The sequence below is a fragment of the Colwellia sp. MT41 genome, assembly GCF_001444365.1.
Classification (GTDB): Bacteria; Pseudomonadota; Gammaproteobacteria; order Enterobacterales; family Alteromonadaceae; genus Colwellia; species Colwellia marinimaniae.
On record NZ_CP013145.1, the window covers coordinates 437305 to 456713 of the forward strand.

Genomic DNA, 19409 nt, shown 5'->3' on the forward strand with positions numbered 1-19409 from the left:
AGGTTCCTGTATACCGCCATTGTTGTCAGCTTCATAATGATGTTGAACAGGGTAGTTACGGCAAAAAAATTATAAAGACAGCTCAAGTATACGATTAAGGCGTTGCGCGGCCTTCAGTAGTTGCTGTTCCATTATCGGTAAATAATGCTGAGCATAATTGTCGTTTAGTTTTATTTTTCCTTTAGGGCGCAGACAAACATTTTGGCTATTGAGTTGGCAATATTGAAAACGTGGCGTGCGAATAAGTTGATAAGATTCATTTGCCCAATGCCATACCTGCTTGGCTTGATACGCTGGCGTATCGCTTTTATGCCATTGAGCGTTTAAGTGAGCCAGCCACTGTTTTTTTGAGCGCTTAGCTTTTTTAATCAAACAAGCATCCCAATACCAATGCATATTCTTGCAATGACCTTGCTGCTTAGCAAAATTAAGCTTATTACCGCCTAAATCGCTGGCGTAACTGACATGTAAAGGTTGATGGATATCGCCGAGCCAATGCCCTAAAAATAATAAGGCTTGCGCTGACTGCCAGGATATTGGTGAAAATTTTAGCTGCTGTTGATGGGTGATTATGGCTTGCGGCAGGCAATTTCCCTTACAAACGGCCTTAGTAATCGCGGCTAAATCTCGTGCTACGTTTAGGTAATGCCAGCTGTTAAATTTTTTAAATAGTGGATATCTTTTGGGATGTTTCTTAATAGCGTCAGCCCAAGTACAGGCATTAGCAAAGGTGAGGGGGGTGTTTTTTTTCAGGCGATTATAGTGATTAATAATTGTTTGCTGCTCTTTTGGCACAAGATGCAGAAGCTGAGTAAGTTTTTGCTGTTTTGCCCACGGTAAATGCTCAAAGGCAAGCTGACAAACTATTTTATGACCGAACTTTGCTAAAGCAAAGCTCGGTTGACTGCACAGTAACATGCCGCCCAAGAAGAACGACCATAACAGTTGTTTTAACATGACGGCTTAAGGTACTAAGCACTAATCGATAAAAATCTGCATTTCTTCACCAATTTGTTTACGCATCTCCATCAATTTTACCGCTGAACTATGCTGCTTTTTATCTGCTTCAGTTTCTGGTTGCCACTTAGGCACACTTTCAGATTGACCATTTTGATCAACCGCCACCATGATAACAATGCAGTGGGTAGTTAACCGTCTGTTTAATGATTTAGGGTCACAAGCGTTAACTGCTAAGGCGATATGCATTGACGAGTTTCCGGTATAAATAACTTTCGCTTCTACTTCCACTAAACTACCGACATGAATAGGGGCAATAAAACGTATACCACCGGCGTAGGCGGTAACACAGTATCGACCACTCCAACCAGCAGCACATGCATACGCAGCTAAATCTATCCATTTCATCACCGCGCCACCATGCACCTTACCACCAAAATTGACATCTTGTGGCTCGGCTAAAAATCGTAAGGTAATGTCGCGTTGTGGTGTATTCATAAGTGAGCTCTTTATCGTTAATGAGTGGAATAGGTAAATCTAAAGGCGATAGCTCAAAAATATAGTGTTCACCGTTAATAAGCAAATATTATCTATTAGGCTTTTTACAGAAGTAATCTAACGTTATCTTTTATAACGTTTAGCTGCATATTTCTGCTATTTGCCCGCTTTATTCAAATAGTTTATACGGGCTAAATTAACTATGCCAATTGAAAGCATAACAAATATTGTCTTTACAGGTTCCAATAAAAGAAATAGAATGCGAACCATTATCATTTGTATTGGTTGTTTGGAAGGGTTATGGAAGTCTGGCAAATATTACTGTTAAAAGGTAACGATAGTTTTAATAAACAACAGTTACCACTAGCTGAAGAATATTATCACCAAGCCATAGAGTGCTTAGAGCAACTGTGGCAAGCAAATATTGAAGATTGTGAGCTATTAATGGCATGGATCAGTGCTTTTCATAACTTAGCTGTTTTGTATGAAGAACAGGACCAGCCTAAAATGGCCTTTCGTTATTTACAAATCCCCCATCAACGCATGGCTGAATTATCCCAGCAGACACAAAATAGCGAAGATTTACAGTTTGTGGCGTTGCGTTCATTGAAAATAACGTTAATGCCGCTGTTGGCTTTTAGTAAAAAACACCCCGCGTGTGATGGCTGTTTGTCATCGCTTAATAAAATGGCCATGGCCGTTAATGCTAGCCAACCGGTAATGCATTAGTTCACTCACCTTTAAGGATATGATGATGAAAAGAACAGTTATTATTTTTGCTTTGTTGGCATTACTACTAAGCAAGCCATTATTTGCCCACCCAGGACATGATCACAGCGCCCCTGGTGCAGGTTTAATACATTTGCTTTGGTTAGTCCCCTTTATTATTGCCGCAGTGGTTGTGGTGTTTAAAGAAATTACCGCCCCTAAAAGCTAAGCCGAAAATACCAGCAGGAGATGATGATGCTATATAACCTTATTGCCAAGTTAGACAAAAAATTAAACTTTCCCGTGGTGAAGGCGCACTGCGATATACCTTGTAAAATTTATGATCCTATCAGTGCACAAATTGCCGCATTGACCATGATTCGATTGGTTGATTTACTCAATGAATTAAAAGCTAAGCCATCGCTAACTTTGGATGAACAGGCGCAGTTTTTACGATTGGTTAATCAAAAAGAACAGCATGGTTTAAAAGTTAAAGAAGAAATAACCATAATATGGGGTGATTACATTAAAACGCCACAATTAACGCAATACCCTGAGTTGCATGATTTAGTGCACGGCATCATGCTCGCCAGCTCACAAGTAAAACAGCATATTAGTAGAGAGGCTGCATTGACATTATTGCAGCAAGTAAATCGTTTTGCTGAAATATTCTGGGCAACTAAAAAAGTGACTACCTTTACTGCTGTTTGCCCTTATCCACCAGCCGAAACGCTGGTATATCCTAAGTTACAAGCTTAACGACTTTACCGTGCTGAAGCATCTTTATTACTAGGAATACATTATGTTTGGCTTTCATTTTTGCAAAGTTACCGGGGTGAGTATGTCACCGCGTATACCGGAAAATAGTTATGTTTTTGTCGTGCCCTGGTTGAGAATATTTAACTTAAAAGAAGGCTGTTTACTGAAGGTAATTCACCCCCGCTATGGCCATATAGTTAAGTCATTAGCGAAAGTGGATAGAAATGGTCTGTTTTGGCTTAAAGGCCATCATAAAAGTAGCCTGCCGATTGAGAAGCTTGGTCCCGTGGGTAAGTCGCAAATACAAGGCAAGATATTGTGGGTTTTTCCGCCTAAATAAGCCATATACTTTATTCGTTTATCTTGGAGAAAATAGCCACACTTTAAAGCTTTGCTGGCAAGATAGGCTAGGTCACCTACAGTCGGTTTAAACCCTGATTTAATGAAGCCCCAGCGTCTTTATAAGCACTCTTTTCTAAATGACTATTGCTACTTAATCTTGTGTATTTTGTTCTTAATAACCGTAAGTCGTTGTTTTTACTTAACCATCAAGCACTCATTATCCAGAGTTCAGGTTAAGTAATCTACACTTTCGGTTTTTATAGCCGCTGCACCCGCACTTGAAAATAATGAACTTAGGGATGATTTAGCCACTTTAGGGGCTTTGTTTAAATAGCGTTGTGCATCAGGCACGACTTTACCGATTCAGGAAAATCTTTGCTGAGTTAAATTATCTTGTGCACCTTAAGTAGTGAGCAAAAACTTGCTGGGACAGTCTCTGTCGAGAGATTTAACTGTTTAGCTACATATTCGTTCATGGCATCAGTTGGTCATGGTATACCGACATCCTTAACTGCTGCTCAACTGAAGATTTACGGGCATTCTTTAAAGGAGTTATTTCGCGGGAGTTTTAATAAAGCAGCGAGAGGGTTTTGCGCCAATAAAAAAGCCTTTCTCAAAGAGAAAGGCTTGAAATGCTCGCATATTGGTCTTGTTTACCAAGCTTCTTATTATTAATTTCTAGCCAATATTTTTTTATTATTATTAATTTTTGGCTGAATTTATTTTATACTTATTGTTTTTGTTTTTGTTTTTATTATTGTTTTTCTGTAGCGCAGGCATTTTATAGCAAAGCATTTTTACTACCGCAACAACTTTAATAGAGTATAAGCTCGACGACTTTTTTCGTACTAAACTGGTCCAACAAGTCAGTGCTGCTAAGTTATTGATTCAAAGTTCATTGGTAAAAATCAAGCTGATATTAATACTTTTAAAAAAAAGTTAAATAAATTGAACTTTTATCCGGATGAGGTCTTTTCTCTGCACTCCGCGGCGTTTTATTTTTTCGGCGTGTTGAGTTAGCGCATAGATCAAAAGCCAGGTCGGTGCTAAACTGGGCACCATAAAATTCATTCGCTAGGCTGCGTAAAATAAAGCGGCGTGGCAAAAAATTAAGCCAGTCATTGCAAGTACGTTATTGTTAAGTCATTAGCTAGCGCAAGGACAAAGCAAAAGAATAAGAGGAACTATTGGTGACAGAATTAAAAAATGATACCTATTTACGTGCGCTATTAAAGCAACCAGTAGATTACACGCCGGTATGGATGATGCGTCAAGCGGGTCGTTATTTACCTGAGTATCGTGAAATACGTAAAGGTGCCGGTGACTTTATGTCGGTATGTAAAAATGCTGAGCTAGCATGTGAAGTAACGTTGCAACCGTTACGTCGTTTTCCCTTAGATGCTGCTATTTTGTTTAGTGATATTTTAACTATCCCTGATGCCATGGGCTTAGGTTTGTACTTTGAAACAGGTGAAGGTCCTAAATTTGAGCGTCCAATTACCTGTAAAGCCGATATTGATAAAATTAGCATCCCTGATCCAGAAGATGAATTAGGTTATGTCATGAATGCCGTGCGTACAATTCGTAAAGAATTACAAGGTGAAGTACCGCTTATTGGTTTTTCAGGTAGTCCTTGGACATTAGCTACTTACATGATTGAAGGTGGCAGTTCGAAAGCTTTCACTAAAATCAAAAAAATGATGTTCTCTGAGCCTCAAGCCTTGCATTTGTTACTTGATAAACTAGCTGACTCAGTCATTAGTTACTTAAATGCACAAATTGCTGCTGGTGTGCAATCAGTGATGGTATTTGATACGTGGGGCGGCGTATTATCGCCACGTGATTATAAGGACTTTTCATTACAATACATGGCGAAAATCGTTGCTGGTTTAACTCGTCATAATGAAGGTCGTAAAGTACCAGTAACCTTATTTACTAAAAATGGCGGCATGTGGTTAGAATCTATCGCAGCGACAGGTTGTGATGCAGTTGGCTTAGATTGGACCATTGATATTGAAAACGCTAAGGCACGTGTTGGTGATAAAGTTGCTCTACAAGGCAATATGGACCCGTCAATGTTATACGCGCCATTGCCACGTATTGAACAAGAAGTTTCAAAAATACTAGCAGGTTTTGGTGACGGTGGTACCGGTCATGTATTTAACCTAGGCCACGGCATTCATCCTGATGTGAAGCCAGAACATGCGGGTCACTTTATTGAGTCAGTGCATAGGTTAAGTAAGCCTTATCACAAGTAATCCTTATCATAAGTAAACCTTAGTATAAGCCCTTAGTAATAAGTAAATATATAAGCAGCTGTAGTTAGAGTAAACCTATAACTACAGCTTATATTAAAGAAAATAAAGCCGTTGTTAACTTAACCTATCTTAAGCTAGGGTAAGTTAACAACGGCTTTTTTATTGGCAACGTTTAGCTAAGCTCGTTAGCTAGGCCTAATTACCCTCATTAACTGTGTGTTGTTTTCAACCTAACCTGCTGCCAACTTAAGTGTTTTGCCATGTAAACTAATTTACATATGCTGTTACATTCTTTAAATAAAAAAAACACAAACTAAATTTATTATTAATATCAATGAATTAGTTGCTATCTTTTAGTTATTAACACCATAAAATACCATCATTTGTATAAAATAACTGCAACCCGTTCTTGTGTTGTGGTGTGCTGGTGATGTATAACACTACTATCTTTAGGTATTATTCAAGGAAAAGGGCATGACACCTCAATGGGATCCAGATAAACCAATATACCTGCAACTGTATCAGCAAGTAATCACTCGTATTTTAGATGGTTATATCAAGGAAGGCGAAGCGTTGCCTTCAGTAAGGAAAGTGGCGGCTGAATATCAGCTGAATCCAATTACTATTTTAAAGGCGTATCAAATGTTACAGGACGAAAAAATTGTCGAGAAACAACGCGGTAAAGGCTTGTTTGTTATGCCTGGAGCACAAGAATTGATGCTAAATAGAGAGCGTGATAGTTTTTTATCGCACCAATGGCCAGAAATACTAATGCAAATTTCACGACTTAAATTGTCAGCAGAGCAGTTACTGTCAGTTAATGTGAATAACCCAGTGGAGGGCAAGGTATGAGCCCACTCATTTCAATTTCTAATTTAAATAAATCATATGGTAATAAAAAAGTATTGTCAGGGATTAATTTATCACTTAATGCGGGACAAATTGTTGGTTTAGTTGGCCCAAATGGCGCAGGTAAAACTACTTGTTTACAAGCTATTTTAGGCTTGACAGATTTTGAAGGTGATATCAGTGTCTTAGGTTATCACCCGAGAAAAGACCGGGTAAAAATGCTTAAGGATGTCGCTTATATAGCTGATGTGGCTATTTTACCAAAATGGTTGAAAGTGTCACAAGCCTTAAGTTATATGCAAGATATTCACCCAAACTTTGCTATTGAAAAGGCGCAAGCGTTTTTGGCTAAAACCAATATTGAGTTAAAAGATAAGGTGAAAACCTTATCTAAAGGCATGGTAGCGCAATTGCACTTAGCACTTATTTTAGCAATTGATGCCAAGGTGCTTATTTTAGACGAGCCAACCTTAGGTTTAGATATTTTGACTCGCCGTCAGTTTTATAGCCACTTATTGGAAGATTTTTATAGCGAAGATAAGTGCATTGTTATCACTACCCATCAAATTGAAGAAATTGAACATATCTTAACGGACGTTGCTTTTATACAAAAAGGCAAGATTGTACTTGCCCAGAGCACCGATGAGATAAGACAGCGGTTTAATCTGGTATCGGTAAGCAACGAGCAAGTCCCACAAGCAGATAAGCTAAAACCGTTATTTAAAAATAGCATGATGGGGCTGACTACCATGTTATTTGATAATCAAGATAAAGCTACTTTACAGGGCTTAGGCAAGGTTAGTGTACCTAGTTTGGCTGATGTTTTTGTTGGTGTAATGAATAAGGAAACTTGCTAATGAATGTTTCAATAATGAAAGCCTCAATTAAAAAAGAGTTATGGGAATATAATGGTATGTTGACTTGGGTGCCAGTCACCTTAGCCGGCGTCTTTATTTTTATTCCGTTACTTAGTTTGATTTTAAATGGCATTGATATGCAAGCGGTACTAGTAGAGCTTGAGCATATAACGCAATTTCAACAATCCGATCGTTTAGGTGAGTTCTTCTTTGTTTCGGCCATTGCCTTGTTTAGTCCTTTTATTGTCATTGGTTTTATTGTGCAAGTTTATTACTTTGTTACCTGCTTATTTGATGAACGGCGCGACCAATCGGTAATGTTTTGGCGTTCGTTACCCGTTTCTGATGAGATGACCATTGCCAGTAAACTGTTAACAGGTGCTATTGTTATTCCGGTGATCTTTTTCGCTGCGGCGACCTTACTCATGGTACTTATGCTAGTATTTGCCGTTGTGGCTTGTATCATCTTATCAATAGGTTTTGATATCTCTTTATGGGGCATGTTGGCTAGCGCTAATATATTGAGTAGTGTCGGCTATATTTGGTTAACACTTGTGCCTATAGCTATTTGGTTACTGCCGTTATATAGCTGGTTAATGCTGGCATCTATTTATGCTAATAAAGCACCATTTTTATGGGCAGTATTACCTATTGTTGCGCTATTAGTGATTGAAGCCATTGTGGTGAATTATTTACATCTATCGCAACCATTCTTTGGGCATTTCTTGATGGATTACTTCTCTATAACGCCAGACCACCATGTTGATATGTCGGTAGCGCAAGAGCAGTCTCGCTTGGTAGCACTAAAATTATTGATAGCACAAATTGATTACCGCACGGTATTGGTATCCGCAGGCTTATTATTTGCAACTTATTGGTTTAGAGTGAATAAGCAAGAAAGTTAAAGTAGCGGAATTATCCTAGCTTGGTTATTAATAAACAAATTATAAACGCTTAATAAGCGAATAATAAACAAATAAAAAAGCGATATTTACTCAGTAAATATCGCTTTTTTATCATTAGATTTTGCTAACAGCTTAGCTTATGCAGAATATGGCTAATAAAGCAGGCCATAAAAAGGCACTTAACCAGTAGCTTTTTTAGCCGCTATTTTAAAAAAAATAGTTATTCCTCTTCGATTTTATATGCGCTAAAGTCAGTAATACCTTTTGCTTCGAGTAAACGCCTGACACTGGCAGGCAACATTTCATTATTATCCTTTGCTAAATCCTCATCGTCAGGTAAGGGCTGGCCAGTAAAGGCATGTAAAAACGCTTCACATAACAATTCACTATTAGTGGCATGGCGAAGGTTATTTACTTGACGCCTAGTGCGTTCATCCGTCAATACTTTAAGCACGCGCAAAGGAATCGAAACGGTAATTTTCTTTACTTGTTCGCTTTTTTTACCGTGTTCGGCATAGGGATTTATGTACTCTTCATTCCACTGAGCCATGGATATTCCTCTGTCTTGTTATAACTTATTCGAAATTCTATTAGGGTAGATTTTACCTGTTGAAATAAACCAGTCAAGTAGAAGTTTAGATGTCCAAAATTACTTGACCCAATTAATTAAAATGTTTAGAGTTATAGACGTCCAAACATCTAAACGTAAATGTGCTATATATCGGCTAAATTATCGGTAAAGCCGGCGAGATAGAAACTGTGTTTGCATGCTTACTTAATTAATGGAGAAACATAATGTCGATGGCTAAAACAAGTAATATTACTACTTCGGCAGTAAGAGCCGGTATCAATACTGATCAGCACCATGGTGCTGTGGTCGCTCCTATCCATTTATCCAGTACGTATTCATTAAAAGGTTTTAATGATAAACGTCAATTTGATTATTCTCGCACTGGTAACCCAACCCGAGCTAATTTTGCTGAAACGATTGCAAAATTAGAGCAAGGCAGTGTTGGCATAGTTACCAGTACCGGCATGGCAGCAGTGCATTTGATTTGTCAGCTGTTATCAACGGGTGATACTGTCGTTATTCCACATGATTGTTATGGTGGCAGTTTTAGATTATTTACCCACTTAGCTAAACGTGGCTTGTTCAAACTCATCGTTGTTGACCAAAATGATCAACAAGCACTGGCTAATGCCTTAGCCCAGAAACCTAAATTAGTATTACTTGAAAGCCCAAGTAATCCGCTATTACGCTTAGTGGATATTGCCGAAGTAACTAAAGCATGCCACGGGGTGGGTGCTTTAGTGGCAGTTGACAACACTTTCTTATCCCCCGCACTGCAACAGCCTTTAACCTTGGGCGCTGATATCGTTTTTCACTCAACCACTAAATACATAAATGGTCATAGTGATGTTGTTGGCGGTGTTTTAGTCACCAAAACGGCCGAGCTAGGTGAAAAGCTAGCATGGTGGGCAAACTGTATTGGTATTACCGGCAGTGCCTTTGATAGCTTCTTAGCATTACGTGGCTTAAAAACTTTACCAGTAAGAATGAAGCAACATCAAGAAAATGCTTTACAGGTGGCTGACTTCCTAAAAAATCATGATGCCATTGATGCGGTATATTTCCCTGGTTTCCCTGACCACCCTGGTCATGATATCGCGAAAAAACAGCAATCTGGCTTTGGTGCTATGTTAAGTTTTGAAGTGAAAGGTGGCGTCGAAGCGGTGAAAAAGTTATTCGATAACCTAGAATTGTTCACTTTAGCGCAATCTTTAGGTGGTGTTGAGAGTTTAATAAGTCACCCATCAACCATGACCCATGCGGGTATGGCGATAGTTGATCAGTTAGCGGCGGGGATTACTCAATCTTTAGTGCGCATATCTGTTGGTATTGAAGATATTGATGATATAATAGCTGACTTAGCTCATGGTTTAGCGCAAAGCCAACAGTAACTACAACTTGTTGGGCACGAAAGTATTGATGATATTCTCGTTGAAATAACAACTAACCTAACCATGGTTTAGCATAAAGCCGACAGTAATTACAACTTGTTGGCTTCGAAAATGTAGATGATTTTTTCGTTGAAAAAACAACTGACCTAACTATGGTTTAGCATAAAGCCGACAGTAATTACAACTTGTTGGCTTCGAAAATGTAGATGATTTTTTCGTTGAAAAAACAACTGACCTAACCATTGTTTAGCATAAAGCCGACAATAATTGCAGTTTGTTGGCTGCGAAGATATTGAACTTTCGTTAAAAAAAACTGATAGCCCATGGTTTAGCGCAAAAATGACAGTAATTGCAGCTTGTTGGGCATGAATCTATTGATAATACTTTCGTTGGAAAAACTAACTGATTTAGCACCAAGCCGACAGTAACTGACACTTGTTGGGCATAAAGATATTAATCTTTCGTTGGAAAAACTAACTGATTTAGTCCAAAGCCAACATTAATAAACAAATTAACAATTGCGAAAATAAATTCGCAGTTGAGCAGGTAGAGAGATGACACAAGAAAATATTACGCTCAATAAAATTAACGAACATAAATCAGTGCTAAGGCAAGAGGGTGCTGAGCATGAATTGGTCGCTGACTTTATCTCGGAAAATAAATTAGCTAAACATGCTATTCAAGTACACAAATTTGGTGGCAGCTCTTTAGCCACGGGAAAATGTATTAAACGTGTTGTTGAAATTATCCGTAAAAATTGTCAGTTGAACGATATTATCGTGGTATCAGCTAATGGTAAAAATACTGATAGTTTATTTGCAATTTATTCTCTGGTCGAACAATCAATCACTGCACAAGCTACGCAAACAAGTGATGAGTTAACGCAAGCCATCACTGATTTAGCGGAAAAACAAGCGCAATTAATTACTGAGGTATTAAATGCTAATAATACTAAACAATTATTACAGCTTTTAAGCAAAGATATAGCACAATTAACTAGCTGGCTAGCGGGCGATATTGTCCAGCATCACAATGATATTTTAGCCTTTGGTGAGGTGTGGTCAGCAAGATTACTGTCAGCGATACTGAATGAGCAAGTTTGTCCAAGTAATAACATCGATGCTCGTGATTTTCTCGTTATTGATAATGAGCAAAACTGTGCCGTTGATACCGCAATAAGCGCCGTGCAATTAAGACAAAGACGTCAGTTTGGTAAGTTAGCCGTCATTACGGGTTATATCAGTAAAGATGCGCGTGGCAATAGCTGCACCTTGGGCCGAAATGGCAGTGATTACTCTGCTACTATTATTGCTGCTTTAGTTGCTGCCGGTAATGTCACTTTATGGACCGATGTTGATGGTATTTATAGTGCCGATCCTCGTGTGGTGCCTAACGCGAGGAAACTACATCGTTTACCTAATGGTATTGCCAAGGAATTAGGTCGTTTAGGTAACCCTGTATTGCATGCCAAAACATTATTGCCTTTGATTAATCCACAGAGTGAACATCATACCCACTTACATGTGGCCAGTAGTTTTGACCCCGACGTTATCGGCACTGAAATTGGTAAATTTGGTCAAATAGCTAAACAAGAATTATCGGTAACTTATCTTAATGATCTATTGTTGGCGCAATCCGTGAGTTTTATTGGTGAGACTGGTGCCAAGGCGCATGCAGAATTTTCACCTATTTGTATGGATGATGAAAAAGGCTTTATGGTCATCACCCAAACACAACAAAAAGCATTAAGTCAGTGGTTGGCTAGTCATGATGTTGAGGTTAGCTTTAAGCCAGTTGCTATTATTGCCACCGTTGGTCATAGAGTAGCAGAGCGTGGCGATATTAAAGCTCGCTTTAAACGTTCATTAAAAACAGCCAAGCCATTAAATATAGTTGGCAGTGATAATCGCCATAGTGTTATTGCTATTCTGCCAGAGGCTTGTTCGATTGAATTGTTGAATACTGTCCACCATGAAATGACCAAAGATGCTCGCCATATAGGTTTAGTTGTTGTCGGAATGGGCAATATAGGTCAACGATTTTTAGAATTATTACCCGCGCAACTTAATAAAGTGTATGCCTTAGAAAACTTGCACCTAGTTGGCTTACTTTCCTCGAAAAAAGCGTTAATCAACAATGATGGTATTGATGTAAATCAAGCAACGTCATTATTTGTCCAAGATGCACAAACTTATGACACAGAACAGCTTATTTCTTGGTTGAGCCATCATCCATACGACGATTTAATTGTTGTTGATATCACCCCAAGTGAAGATTTTAGCTTATTGTATGAGCAAATTTTTGCCTTAGGTATTCATGTGATAGGTGCAAATAAATGGGCGGCGTCAAGCAGCACTGAACATTATAATAATTTAGTAAATACCGCGGATAGTCATAATAGCTTGTGGCTAGGCAATACCACAGTAGGTGCGGGTTTACCGATAAACTATGCCATTGATGATTTGCGCCAAAGTGGCGATAGTATTAGTGAATTATCAGGAATTTTTTCAGGGACCCTTTCTTGGTTATTTGAAACTTTTGATGGCAGTTCAAAATTCTCCGAGCTGTTATTAAATGCCTTAGCACAAGGTATTACCGAACCTGATCCTCGTGAAGATTTGTCAGGCAGAGACGTACAACGCAAATTGTTAATCTTAGCGCGTAAAGCGGGCTTTGAGTTGGCGTTAGAAGATATTGACTGTCAAAACTTAGTACCAGAAGCATTGCAATCATTATCAACCAGTGAGTTTTTAGCCAGAGTTGATGAATTAGATGACTACTTTGCTACAGCGTTAACAGAGGCAAATAGTAAAGGCGCTTGTATCCGTTATGTTGCCCGTTTTAAGTATAACGAAACCACAGGTATTAGCGCAAAAGTTAGTTTAGAGGTATTGCCACAAAGTGATGCTTTTGCCAACTTAACCCCGTGTGACAATATTTTTCAAATCAATAGCCTCTGGTATAAAGACAATCCATTAATCATACGTGGACCAGGAGCAGGACGAGATGTTACTGCCGGCGGTTTACATTCTGACCTCGTTAATATTTGTCAGCAACTTGCTCATAAGAAAAATCAAGTAAAAATAAAGGGCATGAATTAACCTGCTCTAGCCAGGCCAGTAGTTTCACTCAATGGTAGTTTGAGTGAAACTGGCTATGGACCCAGTATCATGGTGGTTTTCCCGCCTTATACCTTGGCAATGGCAACGAGGGGATGAAATACCCTTAAGCGTTTAGCACCTTAAAACCACAATAAATAAATCGAACTCAGCCAATATTTTCTTGTTGTTCAAGGTAACTGCTCTTGTGTAACTATTGCATTTGGCTATCATTACTAGCATGATAGCTATTATTTATTCCCTTCAACGATGCAATGGCTAAAGAATCCCCTCACCAAACACATTACACCCGACAAATTCATCATTTGTTAGCAAAAGTCTACGGGCGCAGTAGCGTTAAAGATTCTTTGTTAGATCGCGCTATCGACTACTTTAGCCACGAAGAATTTCGACCTTCCGATGAGAAAATATCACCGGAAGAATCACAACTAGCTCAAATGCAGCGTACAGAACGCCACTCTAGTTTACTGTCTCTTGCCCTCACTATTCTTGATTTAGCGGAAGGGGACAATTACGCTGAGAGTAACCGGAAATCAGCACAATTTCTTGGCACCATTCAATTAACTAGCCCTAGTGAAGGTAAACGTATTGCCATAATTCATGAACAGAGTAAGTCGATTTATAAAGCGGTATTATGCCTACGGTTGCTCGATCGTTTAATTATTGATGGCAAGATGGTCGAACCTTATATTACTAAATTTCTCAAGGATATCTGCCCTGAACAATATAGGGATTTTGCCTCTCACGACAATGCAGGTCACCAGCGCTTTGCCGAGCAGGTGAAAATTCCACTTATTATGGCGGCACTATTGCAAGATGTGGGTAACTACCACCCTAAATCCCAAGCGATACTTCTGGGTAGTGATGGCAAACAAGACCCTTTTCGTACCCTTGAAATTGCAGAACGAAAAGAACTACTGCAAATTAATTATCGTGCAACAGTTAAATACCTGAGTGAAGGTATTGGCATGCCAACATTTGTCGGTAATACCAAGCCCGAGCGTGAGCAGTTTATTGCCGATGAGCAGGACAAACTGTCTTTTATCAAGTTGCTATTAAAAACCAGTGTTAATCCTAAAAACACTATTGGTAATATCTTAAAAGTACCACAAATTTATACTTCAATAATTTTATCGACTAAGGCCAGTTATAATTACAAGTTGTTGCCGAAAGTCTTTCAAGTACTCAATAAAAATGCTGAAATTGGTGCCTGTGCACAAAGTGTCGTTGATGCCTTATATAAAATTACCGGCATGTTCCCACAAGGGTTTGGTATTGTTTATATGCCCTTAGGGGAGTTTGGTGAAAAAAGCGACTGCTATGAATATGCTATTGTAAATAGCCTTTACCCTGAAAAGGCAGAGCAACCTATTTGTCGAATGGCAACACGTAAACTTACTTTTATCGGTTATGGCCAAAATACAATTATCAAAAATAACAGCAATCTTTATTTCACTGAAACGGCAAAGAAATTAGCAACCTTGAGTAAAGAAAGGTTGAATGAAATTCTGGAGTTATTAAGTTCAAATGCTCAGGAGCGTAAGCAGTTAGATCTATTACCTCGTTGTTGGCATGCTAAAGAATTTTTCTCACTGAAAAGCAATCAAAACCTGTGGAATAAAGTTGATTCATAGGATGCCTGAATAAGATGGTTACGGCATGTTTTTTCAAAAGGAAGTGAAGGCGTGATAAAATAAGTAAAAAGTAAAGGTATTGCCGCATCTTGAATGGCATCGAAGTTTCAAAGTGACACAGCTAGACTCTTTTGGTTGGAATAGCTGTAGGGGAGAAACTGAAAAAAGGCAGTCATAGCAAAGCGATGACTGCCTTTTTCGTATTGATAAGTATCACTGCTGCGCTAATGTGATGGCTAAAGGCTATAAACAGTAATGCTGGATCATTCTGGTTAGTAATCTTTCAGTTTTTTCGACTTCACTATGAGCCAAAAATTCATTCGGCTGATGAGCTTGCTGAATAGAGCCCGGACCAAGCACTATAGTTTGACAGCCTAGTTGCTGAATATAGGGGGCTTCGGTGGCGTAATTCACCGCACAACAACTATGACCACTAATCTCTTCGGCAATATCAATCAGTGTACTGGGTTTTTCTTGCTTAAAACTGGGTGAACTCGGGTGCATTTCGGCAAAAGAGATACGACCAGGATAGAGTTCAGCCAAAGGTTTGAGCGCCTCGCTTAAGCAGTTAATCAATTCGTCATCACTCATGCCCGGCAAAGAGCGTAAATCAATATCTAAATGACAATGACCACAAATCCTATTGGCATTATCACCGCCAGCAATAGCGCCTAAGTTTAAGGTTGGTGCTGGTACATCAAAGGCCTTATTTTCGTAATTTAGTTGAAACTTTTCTTTTAATTCGATTAACTGACCAATGACTTTATACATAATTTCTATGGCATTAACACCCAAATTGGGCTGACTTGAATGACCAGACTTGCCTTCAACACTAATCCGGTGCGACATGTGACCTTTATGCATAACCACGGGTACTAAATTGGTGGGCTCGCCAATAATGGCAACATCAGGTTTTATCGCTTGGCTCTTGGCAAAAAATCGGGCGCCAGCCATAGTGGTTTCTTCATCAGCAGTAGCCAGAATATACAAGGGCTTTTTCAGCTGAGCAGCGCTTAAGTTTTTACATACTTGTAAAATAAAGGCGAAGAAACCTTTCATATCACAAGTGCCTAAACCAAAAAACTTATCATCTTTAACAATTACCTTGTGTGGGTCTGATTGCCATTGGTTTTCATCAAAGGGTACAGTGTCACTATGGCCGGCTAATAATAGACCACCTTCGCCACTACCTAACTTAGCAAGTAAGTTGAATTTATTGCTGGTCTCAGGTACTGCTTGAATTTCAATAGTAAAACCAAGTTGCTCAAACCAGGTGGCTAAGAGTTGGATGACCTCTTGATTACCCTGATCCCAACTGGGTTGGGTGGAGCTGATAGAAGGACAAGCGATTAACTGGCTTAAGCTTTGGCTGAAATTAGGCAGCTTTGTCATAAATAACCTATAAATTGGAATAATTACTTAAATAGTTATGCTGTTTGATTGCATAACTACCCATGTGATGTTACTTTAGTAATACAGTGTAAATAACCTGCTTTGATAAGGCTACATCAAAAATGACAACGGCTATACCAGATTCGAATAACAGTATGCAAAAAGTGGCGATTATTGGCGCCAGTGGCTATGCAGGTGCTGAGCTTGTTGGTTTATTAGGCAAGCATAAGCGAGCACAAATTTGTCATCTAGTTGTTTCTGAAAATAGCAGTTCAGAAGGAAAGTTATTTAGTGAATTACATGGTCGTTTTAAAGGGGTATGTGATTTACCATTACAAGCATTCTCGCCAGCATGGTTTGATAACAATGCGGCTGATTTAGATGTAGTGTTTTTTGCCACTCCCCATGAATTCAGTGCAAAATGGGCGCAAGCCTTTATTGATGCCGGTGTTAAAATTATTGATCTTTCTGGCGGTTTTAGATTAAAAGACGCCAATGATTATCCCAAATACTATGGTTTTGAACATGCCAATATTGATGCTTTAGCTACGGCTAAATATGGTTTAGCTGAATGGCAGCAAGATGATATTGCTAAGACAAATTTAGTGGCTGTGCCTGGCTGTTACCCAACGGCAAGTTTGCTTTGTTTAAAACCTCTCACTGTAAACAATTTAGTGGTAGAAAATTCATTGGTGGTCGTTAATGGTATTAGTGGTGTTAGTGGTGCCGGACGAAGTGCCTCGCTAGCGACAAATTTTAACGAGGTAAGCCTAAAAGCTTATAACGTATTACAGCACAGGCATCAGCCTGAGATTTCACAAGAAGCCGCAATAGAAGTGGTGTTTATCCCTCACTTAGCGCCTTATAAAAGAGGGCTTTTAGCAACCGTAACCTTGCAAGTTAAGGATGGCGTTACCAATGCTCAAATAAAACAAGCTTTTGCACAGGCTTATAGTGATACACCTTTAGTCAGGTTAGTGGCAAGTTGGCCAGAAATTGGCAACGTCGCTTATACACCATTTGCTGATGTGCACTGGCAGTTTGATGAAGACAAGCAGGTTGTAGTGGTAAGTTGTGCCATTGATAACTTACTTAAAGGCGCAGCCTCACAAGCCGTACAATGTTTTAATATTTCACTGGGCTTGGCCAGTGAATATTCGTTAATCAATACTTAGAAAAAGAACGTATTAAGGTATAGCAAGGAATAAAAATGAACAACCCTGAACTAAAGCCAGTAGTTAAACCCGTGCTAAAACCATTAGTCATTAAAATTGGCGGTGCCATTCTTGAAAAAGAATCCGCACTCAGTGCTTTATTCAGTGTCATTGCGCAGTTGAAAAACAAACAAGTGGTTTTGGTTCATGGTGGTGGCTGTGTGGTTGATAAAATGTTAGCACAAGCGGGCTTTACTACCGAGAAAATACAGGGCTTGCGGGTTACGCCAAAAGAACAAATAGCCTTAATAAGTGGCGTCCTGGCCGGTACGGTTAATAAAGCTATTGTCGCTACCGCGAATAGTATGGGGTTAGCGGCGGTGGGTTTATCGTTAAATGATGGCGATATGATCTCTTGTACGTTATCCCAGCAAAATTTAGGTCAAGTGGGTGTGCCACAAAGTAATAACAGTAAGTTATTAGACACCTTATTAAAAACTAATTTCCTACCGGTAATTTCTTCCATTGGTGCGCTAGATAATGGTGACTTAGTGAATGTTAATGCCGATGATGCGGCGGTCGCTATTTGTCAGCTGCTTAATGCCGAACTTTTGTTATTAACCGATGTGAATGGTGTTAAAGGCGCAGATGGTCAGTATTTAGCGTCACTTAACGCGGAACAAGCTCAACAGCTAATTAAGCAAGGGGTTATTGCTGGTGGTATGACGGCAAAAGTAAATGCTGCCTTGTATGCCGCACAACAATTACGACGAAGTATCGCGGTTGCCAGCTGGCAATCGCCGGAGCAAATTAGCCAGTTACTTGATGGTGTTGGTGTTGGCACACAAATACAGCCAAATTAATCCTTAACAGGATCTCAGCCAAGAGCGCCATTAATGAGCCTACTATCAATTAGTCAAAATGGAATATTGAGAGAAAAATCTTATGTCGACCACTAACGTATTACCACCACTAAGAAGTTTTTTAGCGGATGATCAGTTCAGCAAAGCGCAATTATTAGCCTTAATCGACTTAGCGATTAATATTAAAAAACACCCGGCGGACTATAGCCAAGCGCTGGCGGGAAAATCAGTGGCGATGATTTTTGAAAAACCTTCTTTAAGAACACATGTTAGCTTTGACATGGGTATCAATAAATTAGGGGGTCATGCGTTGTATTTAGGTCAACAAAATGGCAAGTTGGGTGAACGTGAGCGGGTTAGTGATTACGCAAAAAATTTATCTTGCTTTGCTGATGTCATTGTTGCCCGTGTCTTTAGCCATAAGTCTATTCAAGTTTTAGCGGAGCACGCCAGTATTCCGGTGATTAACGCTTTGTGTGACGTTTATCACCCGTGCCAGGCATTGGCTGATTTTGTTACTTTATCAGAAAACTTCCCAGATTTAAGCCAGGTAAAATTAGCCTATGTTGGTGATGGTAATAATGTTTCTAATTCATTAATGCTTATGGCGGCTATTTTAGCGGTAGATTTTACCTTGGTCTGTCCTGAAGGTCATGAGCCACAAGCAGATATCATTGAAAAAACCAAGCAGCTTGCCCAAGAGTCAGGCAGTAAATTTATCCTTACCAATGATATTGACGCCATTGGTAAACAAGATGTCATTTATACCGATACTTGGATATCTATGGGTGATGAAGATGCCAATAAAAAAGCTGACATTCTCGCTAAATTTGCCCCGTATCAAGTTAATCACGCTTTGATGGCGAAAGCACAAGCTAATATGCTATTGCATTGTCAGCCAGCGCATTTGGAAGAAGAAATAACTACCGAGTTATTCGATAGTGAATTATCGAAAGTATTCCAGCAAGCGGAAAATAGAATGTGGGCACAGAATGCCGTGTTAGTAACATTGCTTGCTAATTAACCATTGTTGTAACTATTTATTACCATAGCTAGGGCAAAAAGTACTCACCTACAAGAGTATGAAGCGTGCTTTTTTCTTGCTCTAGCAGCAAATAGCATAACGAACATTGATTAATTTAAAAATTGATA

At 39.2% G+C, this 19409-nt stretch carries 18 protein-coding genes; 14 read left to right on the plus strand and 4 right to left on the minus strand.

Translation table 11 applies throughout. From position 1 onward, the window contains the following. Nucleotides 1-69: 69 nt before the first annotated feature. Together CMT41_RS01870 and CMT41_RS01875 are read right to left on the minus strand one after the other, a co-directional pair. Entirely contained in the window at nucleotides 70-957 is an 888-nt protein-coding gene (locus CMT41_RS01870) for a S1/P1 nuclease (RefSeq protein ID WP_058026188.1), read from the minus strand. 21 nt (nucleotides 958-978) lie between these two features. Then, nucleotides 979-1455 carry an acyl-CoA thioesterase gene (locus CMT41_RS01875; protein WP_057179471.1) on the minus strand — a complete coding sequence of 159 codons (477 nt, stop codon included), beginning with the start codon at nucleotides 1453-1455 and terminating at the stop codon, nucleotides 979-981. A gap of 300 nt (nucleotides 1456-1755) precedes the next feature. Here CMT41_RS01875 and CMT41_RS01880 point away from each other — a divergent pair, with 300 nt between their 5' ends. The 8 genes from CMT41_RS01880 to CMT41_RS01920 all read left to right on the plus strand — a co-directional run bounded on the left by CMT41_RS01880 (nucleotide 1756) and on the right by CMT41_RS01920 (nucleotide 8133). Continuing rightward, the gene (locus tag CMT41_RS01880; protein ID WP_058026189.1) at nucleotides 1756-2184 is read left to right on the plus strand and encodes a DUF2753 family protein; all 429 of its coding nucleotides are present in this window, start codon (nucleotides 1756-1758) and stop codon (nucleotides 2182-2184) included. Nucleotides 2185-2209: 25 nt separating this feature from the next. Next, nucleotides 2210-2392, plus strand: coding sequence for a hypothetical protein (locus tag CMT41_RS01885; RefSeq protein ID WP_057179473.1), 183 nt, complete (start codon nucleotides 2210-2212; stop codon nucleotides 2390-2392). Nucleotides 2393-2418: 26 nt separating this feature from the next. Continuing rightward, nucleotides 2419-2922 carry a superoxide dismutase, Ni gene (gene sodN, locus CMT41_RS01890; protein ID WP_058026190.1) on the plus strand — a complete coding sequence of 168 codons (504 nt, stop codon included), beginning with the start codon at nucleotides 2419-2421 and terminating at the stop codon, nucleotides 2920-2922. 43 nt (nucleotides 2923-2965) lie between these two features. Next, nucleotides 2966-3262 (plus strand): nickel-type superoxide dismutase maturation protease, encoded by a 297-nt coding sequence (sodX, locus tag CMT41_RS01895; RefSeq protein WP_057179475.1) that lies wholly within the window; start codon nucleotides 2966-2968, stop codon nucleotides 3260-3262. A gap of 1192 nt (nucleotides 3263-4454) precedes the next feature. Next, entirely contained in the window at nucleotides 4455-5522 is a 1068-nt protein-coding gene (hemE, locus tag CMT41_RS01905; RefSeq protein ID WP_057179478.1) for a uroporphyrinogen decarboxylase, read from the plus strand. Nucleotides 5523-5996: 474 nt separating this feature from the next. Continuing rightward, the gene (locus CMT41_RS01910) at nucleotides 5997-6374 is read left to right on the plus strand and encodes a GntR family transcriptional regulator (RefSeq protein ID WP_058026192.1); all 378 of its coding nucleotides are present in this window, start codon (nucleotides 5997-5999) and stop codon (nucleotides 6372-6374) included. Further along, entirely contained in the window at nucleotides 6371-7228 is an 858-nt protein-coding gene (locus tag CMT41_RS01915; protein WP_058026193.1) for an ABC transporter ATP-binding protein, read from the plus strand. The genes CMT41_RS01910 and CMT41_RS01915 overlap by 4 nt, the downstream gene beginning before the upstream one ends. Further along, nucleotides 7228-8133 (plus strand): hypothetical protein, encoded by a 906-nt coding sequence (locus tag CMT41_RS01920; RefSeq protein ID WP_058026194.1) that lies wholly within the window; start codon nucleotides 7228-7230, stop codon nucleotides 8131-8133. The genes CMT41_RS01915 and CMT41_RS01920 overlap by 1 nt, the downstream gene beginning before the upstream one ends. Before the next feature lie 220 nt (nucleotides 8134-8353). On the opposite strand, the gene metJ is transcribed toward CMT41_RS01920, so the two are convergent. Beyond that, the gene (gene metJ / locus CMT41_RS01925; RefSeq protein WP_057179482.1) at nucleotides 8354-8683 is read right to left on the minus strand and encodes a met regulon transcriptional regulator MetJ; all 330 of its coding nucleotides are present in this window, start codon (nucleotides 8681-8683) and stop codon (nucleotides 8354-8356) included. Nucleotides 8684-8928: 245 nt separating this feature from the next. Between metJ and metB the strand changes: the two genes are divergently transcribed. The 3 genes from metB to CMT41_RS01940 all read left to right on the plus strand — a co-directional run bounded on the left by metB (nucleotide 8929) and on the right by CMT41_RS01940 (nucleotide 14848). Continuing rightward, nucleotides 8929-10095, plus strand: a complete 1167-nt coding sequence (gene metB / locus CMT41_RS01930) for a cystathionine gamma-synthase (RefSeq protein WP_057179483.1) — start codon at nucleotides 8929-8931, stop codon at nucleotides 10093-10095. 554 nt (nucleotides 10096-10649) lie between these two features. Beyond that, nucleotides 10650-13196: a bifunctional aspartate kinase/homoserine dehydrogenase II gene (gene metL / locus CMT41_RS01935; protein ID WP_057179484.1), complete on the plus strand. Its 2547-nt coding sequence runs from the start codon at nucleotides 10650-10652 to the stop codon at nucleotides 13194-13196. 272 nt (nucleotides 13197-13468) lie between these two features. Continuing rightward, the gene (locus CMT41_RS01940) at nucleotides 13469-14848 is read left to right on the plus strand and encodes a hypothetical protein (protein WP_058026195.1); all 1380 of its coding nucleotides are present in this window, start codon (nucleotides 13469-13471) and stop codon (nucleotides 14846-14848) included. Nucleotides 14849-15091: 243 nt separating this feature from the next. Here the strand turns inward: CMT41_RS01940 and argE are convergent, their stop codons facing one another. Beyond that, a complete protein-coding gene (gene argE, locus CMT41_RS01945) occupies nucleotides 15092-16240 on the minus strand; it encodes an acetylornithine deacetylase (RefSeq protein WP_083494188.1) in 1149 nt (382 codons plus the stop codon). Between the two features lie 122 nt (nucleotides 16241-16362). Between argE and argC the strand changes: the two genes are divergently transcribed. From argC to CMT41_RS01960, 3 genes are all read left to right on the plus strand, one after another. Beyond that, nucleotides 16363-17415: an N-acetyl-gamma-glutamyl-phosphate reductase gene (gene argC / locus CMT41_RS01950; RefSeq protein WP_438819289.1), complete on the plus strand. Its 1053-nt coding sequence runs from the start codon at nucleotides 16363-16365 to the stop codon at nucleotides 17413-17415. A gap of 35 nt (nucleotides 17416-17450) precedes the next feature. After that, nucleotides 17451-18257, plus strand: a complete 807-nt coding sequence (gene argB / locus CMT41_RS01955) for an acetylglutamate kinase (protein WP_057179487.1) — start codon at nucleotides 17451-17453, stop codon at nucleotides 18255-18257. A gap of 82 nt (nucleotides 18258-18339) precedes the next feature. Next, nucleotides 18340-19281, plus strand: coding sequence for an ornithine carbamoyltransferase (locus CMT41_RS01960; protein ID WP_057179488.1), 942 nt, complete (start codon nucleotides 18340-18342; stop codon nucleotides 19279-19281). Nucleotides 19282-19409 lie beyond the last annotated feature (128 nt).

Coding starts and splice junctions, on each gene's coding strand:
- metL (WP_057179484.1), top strand. CDS start 10,650: ATGACACAAGAAAATATTACGCTCAATAAAATTAACGAACATAAATCA.
- sodX (WP_057179475.1), top strand. CDS start 2,966: ATGTTTGGCTTTCATTTTTGCAAAGTTACCGGGGTGAGTATGTCACCG.
- CMT41_RS01940 (WP_058026195.1), top strand. CDS start 13,469: ATGGCTAAAGAATCCCCTCACCAAACACATTACACCCGACAAATTCAT.
- CMT41_RS01885 (WP_057179473.1), top strand. CDS start 2,210: ATGAAAAGAACAGTTATTATTTTTGCTTTGTTGGCATTACTACTAAGC.
- argB (WP_057179487.1), top strand. CDS start 17,451: ATGAACAACCCTGAACTAAAGCCAGTAGTTAAACCCGTGCTAAAACCA.
- argE (WP_083494188.1), bottom strand. CDS start 16,240: ATGACAAAGCTGCCTAATTTCAGCCAAAGCTTAAGCCAGTTAATCGCT.
- CMT41_RS01960 (WP_057179488.1), top strand. CDS start 18,340: ATGTCGACCACTAACGTATTACCACCACTAAGAAGTTTTTTAGCGGAT.
- metB (WP_057179483.1), top strand. CDS start 8,929: ATGTCGATGGCTAAAACAAGTAATATTACTACTTCGGCAGTAAGAGCC.
- CMT41_RS01920 (WP_058026194.1), top strand. CDS start 7,228: ATGAATGTTTCAATAATGAAAGCCTCAATTAAAAAAGAGTTATGGGAA.
- CMT41_RS01880 (WP_058026189.1), top strand. CDS start 1,756: ATGGAAGTCTGGCAAATATTACTGTTAAAAGGTAACGATAGTTTTAAT.
- CMT41_RS01915 (WP_058026193.1), top strand. CDS start 6,371: ATGAGCCCACTCATTTCAATTTCTAATTTAAATAAATCATATGGTAAT.
- sodN (WP_058026190.1), top strand. CDS start 2,419: ATGCTATATAACCTTATTGCCAAGTTAGACAAAAAATTAAACTTTCCC.
- CMT41_RS01870 (WP_058026188.1), bottom strand. CDS start 957: ATGTTAAAACAACTGTTATGGTCGTTCTTCTTGGGCGGCATGTTACTG.
- argC (WP_438819289.1), top strand. CDS start 16,363: ATGACAACGGCTATACCAGATTCGAATAACAGTATGCAAAAAGTGGCG.
- metJ (WP_057179482.1), bottom strand. CDS start 8,683: ATGGCTCAGTGGAATGAAGAGTACATAAATCCCTATGCCGAACACGGT.
- CMT41_RS01910 (WP_058026192.1), top strand. CDS start 5,997: ATGACACCTCAATGGGATCCAGATAAACCAATATACCTGCAACTGTAT.
- CMT41_RS01875 (WP_057179471.1), bottom strand. CDS start 1,455: ATGAATACACCACAACGCGACATTACCTTACGATTTTTAGCCGAGCCA.